The organism is Ensifer sp. (assembly GCF_035999185.1).
Taxonomy (GTDB): Bacteria; Pseudomonadota; Alphaproteobacteria; order Rhizobiales; family Rhizobiaceae; genus Ensifer.
The window spans coordinates 24,990-40,096 of record NZ_DASYHB010000064.1 but is presented as its reverse complement, the minus strand read 5'-3'; the positions used below and the strand labels follow the sequence as shown (position 1 = coordinate 40,096).

The window sequence follows — 15,107 nt, the reverse complement described above, 5'->3', positions numbered from 1 at the left end:
GACCATGCTGTGCGTGACCCACGAAATGGGCTTCGCCCGTCAGGTCGCCAACCGCGTGATCTTCATGGACCAGGGCCAGATCGTCGAGCAGAACTCGCCGGCCGAGTTCTTCGACAATCCGCAGCACGAGCGCACCAAGCTGTTCCTCAGCCAGATCCTGCACTAGGATCGGCTACAGAACTTACGAAAAGCCCGCCCGACCAGGCGGGCTTTTTCCGTTCAGAGATGCTTCCTCTGCCCTACTCCACGCGATAGCGCAGGGTACCGACGGACCAGCGAATGCCGCGCGTGTCGAGATCGTCGCTCGAGGTCTTCTGCAGCCGCGCCACGACATCGCTGAGCGTCCGGCGAGCATCGAGTTCGATCTTAAGGCCGCGCGTACGCGGGGCAACTTCGCTGAGGTCGACGGCATCATCGACGACAAACGCGACAAATGCACTTTCGCCCTCGCCCGCCGCCTCGAAATCGAAGCCATAGTATTCGTCCGGCAAGGTCAATGGCACGCCGGGCGCTAGCGGCGTGATCTTGCGCGCAAACTCGTTCGGGAAGATCTGCGTCGTCTTGCCCTGGCTGTTGATATCGAAGAGCAACAGATTGCCGCCGTTCTCGCTGGCAACGGTCAGCTTGAAGGCCTCGCCAGCCTTCATCGTCATCGGCCTGTCGATCGACACTTCCACGTCACCGGTCTCGGTCTTCCCGATGATGTCGCTGACGGAATCGACGGCATTGGCATCCTGGTAGGCCGGATGATCCGTCTCCTGTCCTTCGCTCTTTTGATATCTGGCCTGCCCGTCGACGCCCGCCTCGTGTTTTTCCGGGACCACGACACTGTCGCCAAGCGTTTGAGCCTTGGCCTCCAACTGCGGATCGAGATTGCCGCATTTGTCCTGCGACGCGCAGTATGCGCTCGATTGTGCCTTCACATACTCAAGCAGTTCGGCATTGCTCGTCAGCCCGTTGCCGTTGGCGTCTGCCGCGTTGCTCATCTGCCCCGCCACGAAAGCCGACGTGAACACGCCGTGGCGGTCCTTGACTGGAAGGCGCACATCGTCCCAGGCCACCTGGTAGGGTGCTGCAGCGCTCCAGGCGGTAACGCCCGTCTCGACCAGGGTCGGTTTGTCGACGACGGCCAGATCAATCCGTAGGCCGCGGGTCAGCGTTTGCTCGACCGGCTTGGCGTTCGGGCGCGGCAGAAAGCGGGCGCCTTCGATACCGGTCGCAATGTCATCGGAAAGCGAACGCGAGATGGTGCCGGAATGGCAGGCGTCAATGACCATGGTCACCGCCCGCCCGTCCAGACGCTCCAGGACCTGGTCGATGTCGTCGTCCAGAATGACGCCTTGCCAGTCCGTCTCGCCTTCAGCGATATCGAACGGCGCCAGCGCCTCGTCGAGCCCATCCTCCTCGTCTCCATCGGCATCCTTGACCTGAAGTCCGTGGCCGGAAAAGTAGATATAAACCCGGTCCCCAGGCTCCGTCTCATCGACAAGCCATGTGTTCATGGATGACAGGATCTCGGCCCGGGTTGCCTGTTCGTCTTTCAATACGCGGATCGACGACGCATCGAAGCCGAGCTTGTCCACCAGCAACGTCTGCATGGCCACAAGATCGTTCTTCGGACCGTTCAGCGTAAATTTTGGTGACAGGTTCTGGTAGTTGCCGACGCCGACGAGCAACGCCCGATCGCGCGCCGATGCCGGAGCGGCAAGCGCCACGAGGCAAGCCAGCGTGGCAAATCCGAAAAGACACTTCCTGCAGCGCGCACTCATTGGCCTGCATCCCTCGTGTAAAGCGGCTGGATCGCGATCGTGCTGTCGCTCCCTTCCAACCTCGTTTCAAGAAGACGCAGAAGTGCGGCAGCACCGAGGCCGGAGTTGGAGAACGCGGCCGCAATCGCATCGATCGGCGCATCGGTCGATATCACCACGAGGTGATCGGCACCGAAAGGTTTTACCACCTCCAGCCCCTGAAGCTTGAAAGCCTGGCTGCCACTTCCGGCGATCTGCACGTCGAGGAGCTGTACCTCGCCGGTGTTCGCCAGATTGAAGACCAGCATATTGGCAAAGCGGCCTTGGTCGGCCTCGAAGGTGAGCCTCTCACCGGAGAGGTAGATGTCCTTCTGAGGCGTCAGGGAAACGGTGCCGGGGCTCTGCGCCGCCATGGCCTTCAGGAAATCAACCAGGATGAATTTGTCGACGACGCCCTGGACCATGTCGGGCGTGATATGCTCGCCGGCGACGTCACCATTCGGCGTCTGGAATACGCCAGTCGCCGCGTCCCAACGGTAGGGGACACCATCGCCATCGACATTGGCAAGCGCCGGCGCTGTGCCCGTGACGGTCAGCGCCAGCTTCCCCGTCCACCCCGTGTCGCGCGGTGACTTCAGCTTCAAGCCCGCACCAACGGTCGAGCCTGTTTTTCCGGTACTGACGCTGCGTGGCAAGGACAGCACGATCTCCTTGTCCGACCGTGGCAGCTGCGGCGTGAAGTTCGGTACTTGCAGAGCTTCCGACTGCAGCTTGACGTTGGAGAAGACGTAGTCCTCGAGTTCGACGCGCGAAATTCGCCCGTCGCCATCGCGATCGGCTGCCCCCTCCAACGCGCGCGCAAAGCTCCAGCTCAAAGCGCCGCGCGGCTCGCCGCCGATCACCACTTCCGGCGTCGGTTGGCTTTCGAGGGACGCGGCCAGGATGGTCACCTCGGACAGGTCCACGTCCCTGACCTTGGCGCCCGCAACCGCTTCCTTCGAGGGCGGCGGCACCTTGGCACGTACCATCGGCGCAAGCCGCGTCTTGCCGGATATGGAGCGGTTCATGCCGCCCGAATAGCAGCTGTCGGAGACAAACAGCACCCGAACGCCCTTGGCCTCGGCCTCGGCAAACCAGGCGCTGAGCTCGTTGTCGACGATGATCTCCTTGGCCGTTTCCTCGGCGCGAGCCCGGTCGAAACCGGGCAATTCGAGGAACTCGTCCAAACCATCTTCTTCGCTGCCAGCGATCAGTTCCGGCATCTGCGCGCCATGGCCGGCATAGGTAAAGACCAGCGTGTCGCCGCTTGCGGCACTCGCAACGAGCTCGATCCAGGCCGACCGGATTGCATCCTTGGTGGCCTGCTCGTTGATAAACTGGCGGATCGGACCGACATCGGCGGCTTTCAGCGCCTGGGTAACGTCAAGCGCGTCCCTGACGGCGCCGTCGAGACTGACTTCATGGGGGTAGCTGTCGATCCCGACCACCAAAGCGGAGGTCGCAGCACTCGCAACGTGCGCGGACAGGACAAGCAGGCCGGTTACGAACAGGGTCTTGCGCACCACGTCACTTCCCCACATCCACATCCACATCCACCCGCCGATCAAGCTGGTTCAACATCTCTTCGCTGTAGGCGGTTGGGTCGTCCGGCTTGAACGGCTCCTCTTCGCCCTTGCCGATGACGGTCCACGTTCCCGGATAACCGGCGTCGACGAGGTAATGCGCGAGCGCTTCCGCCCGCGCGACCGAGAGCGCCATGTTGGCCTCGGCCGTGCCGACCGGATCGGTGTGGCCGATCAGGGTGATTGCGGCAGGCTTCGCTGACTTCAGGCACTCGAAAAGGTCCTTGGCCGATTCGAGACCCTCGGGCGTGAACTCGGCGGTGCCGAACACGTAGCGCACGGGCGTCGCTTTTTTCCGGATCGAGACACCGCGATAGGAGAACTTGCAGGCGCCGCGTGCGGCAAGCTTGACCGGCCTGGTCGCAGCCAGCCTCATCTCGGACGCCAGGCGATCCAGTCGCTCGATGTAATCCTTGTCGGGCGCCATCCAGTCGGGCGTCAGTGCCTCGTTGGCGCTGTCCTCCAAGGCTTGCTGATAATAGGTCGCCGCCGCCACGTAATCCTTGCGCCCCCGGTTCACATCCCCAAGCGCGTCGAGGATCTGCCAGGGGCCGCCGGCATCGCGGCTTACGGCTGTCAGTTCGGATTCGAAGCTTTCCAGCTTGGCACCCTGCCCCACGGCTGCCGCCACGCGGTTGAAGGTCGCGAGCGCCGCCACGCGCCGCGTGAGGGCGATCTCACTTGCCGAGCAGCCCTTCAGGTTGACCGGATCAGCCGCCAACCGGGTGCCAGCTTCGTCCGCACGATTGAGCGCCTCTGACGCCAGGCGAAGCCCGTCGCAGGCGATTGCCGGTGCTGTGAAAACCAGCGTGACCGCTGAAGCGAGAAGAAATGTCCGTATCTGGCTCATGGCTCGCCCGTCAGTTCTTGATCTCGAAAGTCACCATCTGAACGCTGCTGGCGCCGGCGTCGGCCTGCGCTTTCTTGGCAAGGTTCACCGCCAGTCCACGCGTCGGCGGCAGGCGCGACTTCGCAACATAGTCGCGCGCCTTATCGACGGTAAGCTTCTGGTCGCCAAGCCCGCCGGCGCGACAGAAGGCCAGCATCGTCTCGGCTGGCGCCGGGGTGTCGAAGGTGAGCGTGCCGGTACCCGGCTGCGGGATCAGGCGCCGTTCGCCCGGCTGCAGCGTGGTGTTGCCGATCATGACGTCAGGAATGACTTCGACGTTGCCATTCTCCTCGACATAGAGGATCTGCAGCTCGCAAGCCTGGTTGGCGCTGAGTTCGAAGGAAAGCTCGTCGCCAACCTTGGCCGTCGTCGACTTGACGTTCAGGGCCAGCTCGAGCTTGTTGCCGGCGGCAGCGTCCTCCTTGCGATACTCAGGAACAGCCGCCGCAATCGACTGGGGCTTCACGTCCGCAGGCGCCTCGGCACCGGCAACGACAATTGCAGCGGTGTCCAGCGGACGACGTTGCAGCAGCGGATCCAGCAGCAGCGCATATTGCTGCTCAACCTCGTTGCGCGGGATCGTTCCGCCCGCCTCCAGTGTCGTCACCCAATCGAGCCCGAGGCGCAGAACATCACTATCCGTCACCCGCTTGATCGCCTCGGAGAATTGCTTGGGCGTCATGTCGAACTCCGCCGCCAGAGCGTCAAAGTCGAGTTCGTCTTCGTACTTGTCCGCAAAGTAGGTGATGATCTCCGCATCGCCCGGCGCGTGCTTGCTCTGCAGCCCGCCATCGGGCGTCGGCTCGGTAACGCCGAGTGTTTTCAGTGCACTGACGAAACGCTCGCGGTCCTTGCGATAGGTTTCGTCCAGCTCCTCCTGCTTCACATACATGGCGAGCAGCACGTCCTGCTGCCCCTTGCTGAAGAGCGTCGACGTCTCGATCTGCTCGCGCAGCTGATCGCGCTTCGACAAGATGCCGTCGGCGTGGCAATCGACGCAGGAGCGTGCATTGATGATCTCGACGCCCTTTCCGATCGGGCGCTTGCGGAAGGACACGATGACCGTCGGTCCGACATCGAGCTGCTTGCCCGCGGAGGTCGAAAGGTAGTAGCCCTGCAAGCCGTTCGGGAGCGAGAAAATCATCTCGCCGCCGTCGTGTTCGAAGGGCACGAGACCGGCGTCAAGGGGCTCCAGCTCCTTCGGCCCATGCGGGAAGCGCTTCAGCACCTGCTTGCCGACGTCGCCGCCGAAATCATAGGATTTCCAGTAGTAACCGCCGAAAGGCATGTCGTGCCGTTCCAGCATGCGGTTGTGGTCGGAAACACCCGACGAGCCGTCGGCAAAGCCGGCGCGCAGGACGTTGCGCCGGCGAATGTTGTCGGCAACATCGATCTTGAAGCGCTTCTCGAGTTCGCCGATCTCGGTCGGCAACCGCATCAGCCGGTTGTAGATCTCCGGCCGCGCGCCGTTGCTCATGAACCAGTCGACCCGCATGATTGGCAGTTGGGTCGCCGTTTCCTTGGAAAGCGCGGAGAGCGACGCGTCGCTCTGCGGATCGACGCCATAGAAGTAGCGCTTGATGAGGAAATCGTAGTCTGCGGCATCCCACTGCAGGTCGCGCAAGTCCACGCGCACGAGCAGGCCGTTGGTGCCATCAACCTCGGTCGGCAGCGCCAGCTTCGGGGCGTAGGACAGCGAGTTCAGCAGCTTCTTGAACCCGCCGGCGAGCACGTCCATGCGCTTCATGAACGTCTGATCGTCCTCGCAGCCCATCATCCCGTTGTACTGGTCGCGATAGGAGAAGTAGCGCATGAACGGACGATCGAGCGCGTTGACAGTCTCGATGTCCTTCAACGCCGCCTCGACGAATTGGTCGTAGCCAAGGATCGGGCGCGAACGGTCCGGCTTTGCGGCAGCCGTTTGCGGCAGATTCTTCTCGCTTAGCGAATTGATCCACTCCTCCAGAACCTTGATCTCTTCGGCCGAGGGGCGCTTGCCGAGCGGCATGCGGCCGCTGACGACTGTTGTGTAGAGACGCGACTTGGCGGCATCGCCAGGTACCAGGAAATTGGCGTCTGCGGCGATCGACGCAAGGTCGCCGGCCGGATAGCTGCCTTGCGAGCTTTCGCCCGGCCCGTGGCAGTTGCGGCAATACTTGCCGATGAAGGCGTCAGCCTGTTGCGCCAGCGCCGCATTGTCGCCGCCCAGCGCCTCTGAAGCCGTGTTCTCCTTGCAGACGGCCGTGACGGATTGCGCCACCGGTGCGGGCGCTTTCACTTCCCGATCGGCGAGGAAGGCATAAATCGCGCGGCGATCATCTTCGGACAGAACGCTCAACCCCTTGGCAAGCCGTCGCATGACCGGATCGCTGATCGGCGCGCCTGAAAGCTTCTTGCCTTCCTCGACGAGCCCCTTGGTAAAGACATCCGGCGATGCGAGACCGGCCATTTTCGCCTTGCTGATATCAGGGGCGACGGCGCCCGTCAGATCCTTTTCACCCTGGTAGGCGCGCTCCAGGTCCAACCCATAGGTGGTCGTGCGCGGGGTGTGGCAATCGCCGCAGCCGCCGACGTTTTCGACCAGGTAGCGACCGCGCTCGGCTTGCGTCTCGTCCCGTGGCTGGTAGGCCGGCACCGTGAAGTGGCTGCGCTTCCACAGCGTGATCGTCGTCTGCCGGCTGAAGGGAAAGGCAATCTCATGTTCCTTCGAAGCGGCATCCGATTGCGGCAGCGTCTCGATATAGGCCTTGATGTCGAGCGCATCCTCCGGCTTCATCCCGCCGTAGGAAGTGTAGGGCATGACGGGATAAAGGTTGTTGCCCTCGCGATCGAGACCGACCAGCACCGCGTTCAGAAACTGGGCATTGGTCCAGCCACCGATGCCGTTGGCGTGCGGCGAAATGTTCGGCGCGTAGAAGGTGCCGATCGCCGTATTCATCTCCATGCCGCCGGACAAGAGTTCGGTGTCGTCGCCGGATCCGTGGCAGGCGCCACAGCCTGCGGCGTTGAACATGTACTTGCCGTTGTCGACATCCGCCTTGTAGGTCGCAAACGCATCGTCTGCGAAGGCATCGCGCGCCGACGCGCCCGAGGGACAGAGCAGGACAGAGAGCACCATTGCCAATGACGTTGCCAGCGAGCCCCGGACAAGACCACCCCCCGGCGAGACGCTTCGCACTGCCTGCAGACCACGCATGAAACTCTCTCCCTAAGACAATAGAATCGCTGCTGAAATCTTCCGTCTATCGAAACTGAAATTGCTCGAATTCGACCCTGCGCGGGCCCTTGCCAATGTCTTTCAAACCTTTGACGATCGCCTCCCGCAGTGGCGGCGGACCGCAGAACCAGAGGTCGGCCTCGGTCGGATCAATCGCGCTTCCCGTCGCAAGCTTGGCCGCGTCCAGGCGCCCGTCCGTCGAGGAATCGTGCAGCACAAAGTTGAAGTTTGCGAGCGCTTGAGCCTGCGCCTCGAAGGTATCGAGACCAATCGCCTCCCGCCGGTCACGCACGCAATAGACCATGTGGATCTCCTGCCCCTCGTCGCCTTTCAGGTGCCGCGCCATTGCCAGGAACGGCGTGACGCCGATGCCGCCGGCAAGCCAGATCTGCTTCTTGCCGCCCCGGCGATGATTGAAGCGCCCATAGCCGCCCTCGAGCTTCAATCGGTCACCGACGGCGATGTTGTCGCGGAGCGCCTGCGTGTAGTCACCAAGCGGCTTGATCGCGAAACGCACGATGCCGCCCGGTTCGATGCCGGCGATAGTGAACGGGTGCGGTTCGCGCAGGCCCGGCTTCAGCACGCGCAGAAAGCCGAACTGCCCCGGCTTGGCTCGCAAGGGACGTCCCACCGGTCGCGCCGAGATCACCGTCGCTCCATCATGCTTCAGCACGTCGAAAACCTCATAGCCGCGCGTTCTCAGCCACGGCAGAAGCTGGGTGTAGGCGTAGCTGAGAATACCGAGAGCCGCGAAGGCATTGAGATAGACGGCCAGGAGTGCCGTCCCGTCATAGGGACGCTTGATAAACATCTGATGGAAGGCAACGAGGACGAAGAGCAGGCCGATCAGGCGGTGCGTATAGCGCCACAGATGGTAGGGGATCTCTATTTTCGTCCTGGGGATGACTTTGACGATGCTGAGAACGAGCAGGATGACGAAGGCGTAAAACGCGTACTTGCCGGCCGACGCAGCCAGTTGATTGAGCCCGCTCGTCAGCGAGAGACCCTTGAAATCTGGTTTCAGGAAATAGTGGACGAGGATGAGGGCCAGCACCGAGATGCCGATCCTGCGGTGGAAATGATAGACACGATCGAGGCCGCCGAACAGGGTTTCTACGAACGGTGGACGCGCCGCCATGAACTGGGCAATCCCCATGCCGACGAAGGCTGAGGACGAGGCCATCAAAGAGAATGTCGTTAGAGCATTGGTGTGACTGACCGCCGGTACGGCCAGCAGCGCCGCAAATGCCATTAGCGACCAGACCAGAAACGCACCCACGTGCACCTTGCGCCCCTCAACGCCGATGTCAGACGGTTGTTGCCTCCTGCATGTTCCTCTGATCCCGGCCGATCCGGGAACATGCACCATTCCATGTGCTGCAGCGGTCTTTGCGCCTTACGGCGCGCGGCCCTGCAGGGAAGACTGACAAGCGCCTTTGCATTCGTCAACATCATTCCCATTAGAAACGTCTCATGAGCTTCCTTTATTCATGCCTTTGAAATTCGCTGTGTTTGAGCAACTGCTTATTAAGTGCCAGCAATGCTGGAATCGCTTCCCACGCCATGACCGGGCGCGATGACCGCTTTGCTTGCCTCGCAGCGATAAATTGTGCAAGCTACTGATATATCAGAAGCGAAGGAATGGCATGTCACCGCACTCCCAGGCCCACCTCGCCTATCTCGCGCTCGAACGGCTGATCGTCACACTGAAGCTCGAACCCGGCGCCTTGGTAACCGAGAGACAACTGATCGAGCTTTCGGGTCTCGGCCGGACGCCCGTTCGCGAGGCAATCCAGAAACTCGCCTGGCAAGGCCTTATGGACGTTCGCCCGCGCGTCGGGCTGCAAATCACCACGATCCGCCCCGACGACCAGGTCCACGTGATGCAGACGCGGCAGAAATTGGAACCGCTCGCCGCCGCCCTCGTGGCGGTGCACGCAAGCGCCGACGACAGAGACGCGATGAAAACCTGCGCCACCGAGATGACCATCTGCCTCAGCGCGGGCGATATGGAAGGATTTCTGGTCGCCGACAAGGTGTTTGACGAACTGATGGAGGAAGCTTGCCCAAACCGCTTCCTGACCGCGGCTCTCGCGCCCTTGCAGACGCATGCGCGCCGCATCTGGTTCGCCTCGTCCTCTCCCGAAAAGATGGCCGGATCGGTCCAGCGCCACGTCACCGTGATCGAGGCGATCCAGAGGGCCGACGCGCAAGGCGCGTCGGAGGCGATGGCGGACCTGATGGGGTATCTGTCCGACGCCTGAAGCAACGTCACACGATGTGAGAAAAACGCTTCAAGATGCTATCTTTCCAACGTTTTCTGACATCGACCGTCAATCGCAGCAGCCACGACCGAACAGTCAGGCAGATGGCATCATGCTGCCGGTCTTCAAGCGGCGCACATGCCAGCTGAAGGCCTCTTCGAGAAGATGCGGCGTCTGCCCGCCACGGGTAGCGACCGCACGGTCGAAGTAGTCGGCCAGCAGCGCGCGATAGTCCGGATGGCAACAGTTTTCGATAATGACGGGTGCCCGCTCCCGCGGTGCCAGGCCGCGCAAATCGGCAAGGCCGTGCTCCGTCACCAGGATATCGACGTCGTGTTCGGTGTGGTCGACGTGGGAGACCATCGGGACGACCGATGAAATCGCACCGCCCTTGGCAACGGATTTTGCGACGAAGATCGACAGGAAGGCATTGCGGGCGAAATCGCCCGATCCACCGATGCCGTTCATCATGTCGGTGCCGCCCACATGGGTCGAGTTGACGTTGCCGTAGATATCGAACTCCAACGCCGTGTTGATGCCGATGACGCCAAGGCGGCGGATGATTTCTGGATGATTGCTGACTTCCTGGGGCCTCAAGATCAGCTTGTCCTTGTAGGCGCCGATATTGCGGAACACCCGGTCGGCCCAGGCGCTGCTCAGCGTCATCGACGCAGCGGAGGCAAAGCTCAGCTTGCCCGCCTCAAAAAGCTCGAACGTGCTGTCCTGAAGCACTTCGCTATACATTCGAAGGTCATGAAAGGGGCTATCGACGAGACCGCTTAGCACCGAGTTGGCAATGACCCCGATCCCGGCCTGCAACGGGTTGAGCGTCATGTCGAGGCACCCCTTGCGCACTTCGTCTTCAAGGAAGCCGATCAGATGGCCGGCGATGGCGGTCGTCTCCGCATCCGGTGGCGAGATGCGCGCGGCGCTATCCTCTTTCTCTGTCACGACGATGGCGACGATTTTGTCGGGATCGACGGGGATGTAGGGCGAGCCGGCGCGGCTGTCACAGGCGACCACCGGGATCGGCGTGCGGCTCGGGCGCTTTGCCGGAATGAAGATATCGTGCAGTCCCTCAAGCTCAGGGCTGTGGCTGAGGTTGAGCTCGACGATCACCTTCTTGGCGAGGATCGCGAAGCTTGCGGAGTTGCCGACCGAGGTCGACGGCACGATGCCGCCATCCTCGGTGATGGCGACTGCCTCGACCACGGCATAGTCGATCGGGCTGATCTGCCCGGAGCGCAATTGCTCGACGGTCTCCGAAAGATGTTGGTCGATGAACATGACCTCGCCGCGGTTGATCGCGGCTCTTAACACCGGATCGGACTGGAACGGCAGGCGCCGGGCAAGCACGCCCGCCTCCGTCAGCGTCTTGTCGATGTCGTGGCCGAGCGAAGCGCCGGTCATCAGCGTAATGCGAAACTTCTCGCGCGCGGCGCGCTCGGCCATGGCGAGCGGCACCGCCTTGGCGTCGCCCGCCTTGGTAAAGCCGCTCATGCCGATGGTCATGCCGTCCTTGATGAGAGCGGCCGCCTCTTCCGGCGTGACGATCCGATCGCGCAGCGGCTTGCAACGGATCCTGGTTTCGACGTTCGTCTGGTTTTCACGGCTCATCGGGCGCTCCCTGCAGAGCCCGCGGGGCTCATATCAGGACGGCGCGGGCTGGTTCGTCGTGCGCTTATTTTCGCATGGCTGCGCGCGCACGTTATGAAGATTTGTGGGGGCACGATAGCCCCTGCGAACTTCGCGCGGTACGCAGAATGGTCAAAGCGGGCGTGCCGGAAACGCATGGCTACGCAAAGTTCTGCAACAAACGACAAAGGGCGCACCCAAGGCGCGCCCTTCGAACTGCAAAATTGCCTAAAAAAGGATCAGCCGACGAAGGCCCGTTCGATGACGAATTCGGCCGGCTTGTTGTTGGCGCCTTCGGTCAGACCGGCGGCTTCCAGAATTTCCTTGGTGTCCTTGAGCATCGCGGTCGAGCCGCAGATCATGCCGCGGTCGATCGCGGGATCGAGCGGCGGCAGGCCGAGATCGGAAAAGAACTTGCCGTTGACCATCAGGTCGGTCACGCGGCCCTTGAACGGATAGTCCTCGCGGGTGACCGTCGCATAGTGGCGCAGCTTGTCGCCGACGATCTCGTTCAGGAATTCGTGGTTGCGGATCTCCTCGACGAGATCGAAGCCGTATTTCAGCTCGGCAACGTCGCGGCAAGTATGGGTGAGGATCACTTCCTCGAATTTCTCATAGGTCTCGGGATCGCGCATCAGGCTGGCGAACGGCGCGATGCCGGTGCCGGTCGAGAACATGTAGAGCCTGCGGCCGGGAACGAGCGCGTCGAGCACCAGCGTGCCTGTCGGCTTCTTGCGCATCAGCACTTTGTCGCCCGGCTTGATCGCCTGGAGATGCGACGTCAGCGGGCCATCCGGCACCTTGATCGAGAAGAACTCGAGTTCTTCGTCCCAGGCCGGGCTTGCAATCGAGTAGGCGCGATAGACCGGCTTGTCGCCGACCATCAGACCGATCATCGCGAATTCGCCTGAGCGGAAGCGGAACTCTGCAGGGCGCGTCATGCGGAAGCGGAAGAGCCGATCCGTATAGTGCTCGACGCTTGTCACCGTCTCGACGTAAACGCCTGCCGGTACCTGGACCGCGAAATCTTCCGTTTTTGCCGGAGCATTCATCTTAGCTACAAGTCCTGTAAATGATGACCCTGTCTATCAACAATGACCGGATATTCCAAGCCGAGCACGTTGGGAAGGAAATCCCTTCCAAATATAGTCGCTTTCGGGGATTTCGGCGTGCTTCACACTGTCGCGGCCTTGCGCGGCTGGCATTGCTTCACGAGACCCGCCGCCAGCTGTAGGATTTGGCATCGGTCGCCGCCTTTGCCGTCGGCTGGTAATGAACCGCAATGCCCGGAAGCCGGCCTTCGGACAGGCGTTTCAGCGCCGTCGCGTTGCTGACCGCAAAGCTGTCGACACCACAGCGCAGCATCAACGGGATCTGATCGATCAGCACGTCACCGACCGCCCTCACCTCGCCGCCAAAGCCAAGACGCGCGCGCAGGAGCGACGCATGGCTGAAGGCGCGGCCGTCGTTGAAGGCCGGGAACGCCACAGCCACCAGGGCAAGGCGATCGAGATGCGGCGCAAGCTTGGTCACGTCGTCGGCCGGAGCGATGACCACGCCCAAGCCGGTTTCGTCGCCTTCGCCAACCTTGGCAAGAAAGGCGTCGAGGCCCAGGATCGCCTTTTCGTTCGAGCCGGCCTTCGTTTCCTCGGTCTCGATGATCCAGGGATCATCGCCCACGAAGCCGGTTTCCTTCCAGATTTTCGTCATGTCTGTTCCTCAGCGCCTCAGGCAGCTTCCTGTGCGCTGCCGTAGAGCGCGTCCTTGAAGGGTTGCGGGCCAACACGGCGATAGGCTTCGAGGAACGTCTCCTCTCTGTCGCGGCGCAGTCCGAGATAGGTGTCGACAATCGTCTCGACAGCGTCGGTCACCTTTTCCGGTTCGAAGCCGCGACCGATGATCTCGCCGATCGAGGTGTTCTCGTCGCCGGAACCGCCGAGCGTGATCTGATAAAGTTCAGCGCCCTTCTTTTCCACGCCAAGCAGACCGATATGACCGACATGGTGATGGCCGCAGGCATTGATGCAGCCGGAGATCTTGATCTTCAGCTCACCGATTTCGGCCTGGCGTTCGGCCGAGCCGAAGCGGGTCGAAATCTCCTGGGCAACCGGAATGGAGCGCGCATTGGCAAGCGCGCAGTAGTCGAGCCCGGGACAGGCAATGATATCCGTGATCAGGCCGGCATTGGCCGTTGCAAGACCGGCTGCGACCAGGCCGCGATAGATCGGCTCGAGATCTGCCAGTGCCACATGCGGCAGGATGAGGTTCTGCTCGTGGCTGACACGGATTTCGTCGAAGGCATATTCCTCGGCGATATCGGCGACGGCCTCCATCTGCGCGTCAGTCGCATCGCCCGGAATGCCGCCGATCGGCTTCAGCGAGATCGTCACCATGCCGTAGTCCGGATGCTTGTGCGGCTGCACGTTCTGCTGCACCCAGCGGGCAAAGTCCTCGTCAGTCTTCTTCCAGCGCGCGAGGCTCTCCCAGCCTTCGGCACGGTTTTCGAGTGCCGGCGGCGCGAAATAGGTGGAGATTGCCTGGATGTCGCCTTCCGGCAGCTTCAGCTCGGTGTCCTTCAGCGCCGCGAACTCGACTTCCACCTGGCGGGACAGCTCTTCGGCGCCGGTCTCATGCACGAGGATCTTGATACGCGCCTTGTACTTGTTGTCGCGCCGGCCGTGCAGATTGTACACGCGCATGATCGCCGTGGTGTAGGACAGCAGATCCTCTTCCGGCAGGAAGTCGCGGATCTTCTTGGCGATCATTGGCGTGCGGCCCTGGCCGCCGCCGACATAGACGGCAAAGCCGATGCGGCCGTTTTCGTCCTTCTTCAGGTGCAGGCCGATATCGTGAACCTGGATTGCGGCACGGTCGCGCTCGGCGCCGGCAACGGCAATCTTGAACTTGCGCGGCAGGAACGAGAATTCCGGATGCACGCTCGACCATTGCCTCAAGATCTCGGCGTAAGGTCTTGGATCAGCGACTTCATCGGCAGCAGCACCGGCGAAATGATCGGCCGTGACGTTGCGAATGCAATTACCGGACGTCTGGAGCGCATGCATCTCGACGCTTGCAAGCTCGTGAAGGATATCCGGCGTGTCCGACAGGCGCGGCCAGTTGTACTGGATGTTCTGGCGCGTGGTGAAGTGGCCGTAGCCGCGGTCGTACTTGCGCGCAATATGAGCAAGCATGCGCATCTGGCGGCTCGACAGCGTGCCATAGGGAATGGCAACGCGCAGCATGTAGGCATGGAGCTGCAGGTACACGCCGTTCATCAGGCGCAGCGGCTTGAAGGCGTCTTCGGCAAGCTCGCCGTTCAGGCGGCGCTCGACCTGATCGCGGAACTGCTCGACGCGCGAGGAAACGAAGGCGTGATCGAATTCATCGTAACGGTACATCGGGTCTCAGTTCCTCAGGCAGCGTGTTTCGGGCCGGAAAGGCCATTGTAGCCGGCGGCGTAGGGGATCGACGGCCCCTCGGCGCGGATGCGCTCGCGCATGCGCAGCGGCCGAAGCGTGCCGTTGACTTCCTCGACGTCGACAACATTGGCGTCGACGACCTTGTTGTCAGCGAAAGCCTGCTTGCCGGTGGCTTCGAGAGCGTCGACAGCCTCGGCATGGCGGGCGATGAAGGCGTCCTGAAGCTGCTCGACCCAGTTGCCAGCGGCATCCAGCCAGACGGAAATGCCGTCCGAAAGTCGATTTGCCGTCAAAACCTTGCTCACCATGACCT

At 62.0% G+C, this 15,107-nt stretch carries 11 protein-coding genes and 1 pseudogene; 2 read left to right on the top strand and 10 right to left on the bottom strand.

Annotation, left to right across the window (positions count from 1 at the left end):
• Nucleotides 1–166, top strand: a pseudogene (locus tag VGO04_RS06915) (amino acid ABC transporter ATP-binding protein); the annotation flags it as partial.
• Nucleotides 167–239: 73 nt separating this feature from the next.
• Here the strand turns inward: VGO04_RS06915 and VGO04_RS06910 are convergent.
• Genes VGO04_RS06910 through VGO04_RS06890 form a run of 5 tightly spaced genes read right to left on the bottom strand, consistent with a single transcriptional unit; the run spans nucleotide 240 to nucleotide 8,659 of the window.
• Nucleotides 240–1,769: a caspase family protein gene (locus tag VGO04_RS06910; protein ID WP_327495218.1), complete on the bottom strand. Its 1,530-nt coding sequence runs from the start codon at nucleotides 1,767–1,769 to the stop codon at nucleotides 240–242.
• Nucleotides 1,766–3,328, bottom strand: coding sequence for a caspase family protein (locus VGO04_RS06905; protein ID WP_327495217.1), 1,563 nt, complete (start codon nucleotides 3,326–3,328; stop codon nucleotides 1,766–1,768). Before VGO04_RS06905 ends, VGO04_RS06910 begins: the two co-directional genes overlap by 4 nt.
• The gene (locus VGO04_RS06900) at nucleotides 3,315–4,220 is read right to left on the bottom strand and encodes an OmpA family protein (RefSeq protein WP_327495216.1); all 906 of its coding nucleotides are present in this window, start codon (nucleotides 4,218–4,220) and stop codon (nucleotides 3,315–3,317) included. Before VGO04_RS06900 ends, VGO04_RS06905 begins: the two co-directional genes overlap by 14 nt.
• Before the next feature lie 10 nt (nucleotides 4,221–4,230).
• Nucleotides 4,231–7,455, bottom strand: a complete 3,225-nt coding sequence (locus tag VGO04_RS06895) for a c-type cytochrome (RefSeq protein ID WP_327495215.1) — start codon at nucleotides 7,453–7,455, stop codon at nucleotides 4,231–4,233.
• 46 nt (nucleotides 7,456–7,501) lie between these two features.
• Nucleotides 7,502–8,659, bottom strand: coding sequence for a ferredoxin reductase family protein (locus VGO04_RS06890; RefSeq protein ID WP_327495214.1), 1,158 nt, complete (start codon nucleotides 8,657–8,659; stop codon nucleotides 7,502–7,504).
• A gap of 463 nt (nucleotides 8,660–9,122) precedes the next feature.
• Here VGO04_RS06890 and VGO04_RS06885 point away from each other — a divergent pair, with 463 nt between their 5' ends.
• Entirely contained in the window at nucleotides 9,123–9,740 is a 618-nt protein-coding gene (locus VGO04_RS06885; RefSeq protein ID WP_327495213.1) for a GntR family transcriptional regulator, read from the top strand.
• 96 nt (nucleotides 9,741–9,836) lie between these two features.
• Here the strand turns inward: VGO04_RS06885 and VGO04_RS06880 are convergent, their stop codons facing one another.
• The 5 genes from VGO04_RS06880 to VGO04_RS06860 all read right to left on the bottom strand — a co-directional run bounded on the left by VGO04_RS06880 (nucleotide 9,837) and on the right by VGO04_RS06860 (nucleotide 15,102).
• The gene (locus VGO04_RS06880) at nucleotides 9,837–11,357 is read right to left on the bottom strand and encodes an acetyl-CoA hydrolase/transferase family protein (RefSeq protein ID WP_327495212.1); all 1,521 of its coding nucleotides are present in this window, start codon (nucleotides 11,355–11,357) and stop codon (nucleotides 9,837–9,839) included.
• 257 nt (nucleotides 11,358–11,614) lie between these two features.
• Nucleotides 11,615–12,427 (bottom strand): ferredoxin--NADP reductase, encoded by an 813-nt coding sequence (locus VGO04_RS06875; RefSeq protein ID WP_327495211.1) that lies wholly within the window; start codon nucleotides 12,425–12,427, stop codon nucleotides 11,615–11,617.
• A gap of 157 nt (nucleotides 12,428–12,584) precedes the next feature.
• Nucleotides 12,585–13,085, bottom strand: a complete 501-nt coding sequence (locus VGO04_RS06870) for a DUF934 domain-containing protein (RefSeq protein ID WP_327495210.1) — start codon at nucleotides 13,083–13,085, stop codon at nucleotides 12,585–12,587.
• A gap of 17 nt (nucleotides 13,086–13,102) precedes the next feature.
• Nucleotides 13,103–14,773, bottom strand: a complete 1,671-nt coding sequence (locus tag VGO04_RS06865; protein ID WP_327495209.1) for a nitrite/sulfite reductase — start codon at nucleotides 14,771–14,773, stop codon at nucleotides 13,103–13,105.
• A gap of 14 nt (nucleotides 14,774–14,787) precedes the next feature.
• Complete coding sequence (locus tag VGO04_RS06860; RefSeq protein WP_327495208.1) at nucleotides 14,788–15,102, bottom strand: DUF2849 domain-containing protein; 315 nt, start codon at nucleotides 15,100–15,102, stop codon at nucleotides 14,788–14,790.
• Nucleotides 15,103–15,107 lie beyond the last annotated feature (5 nt).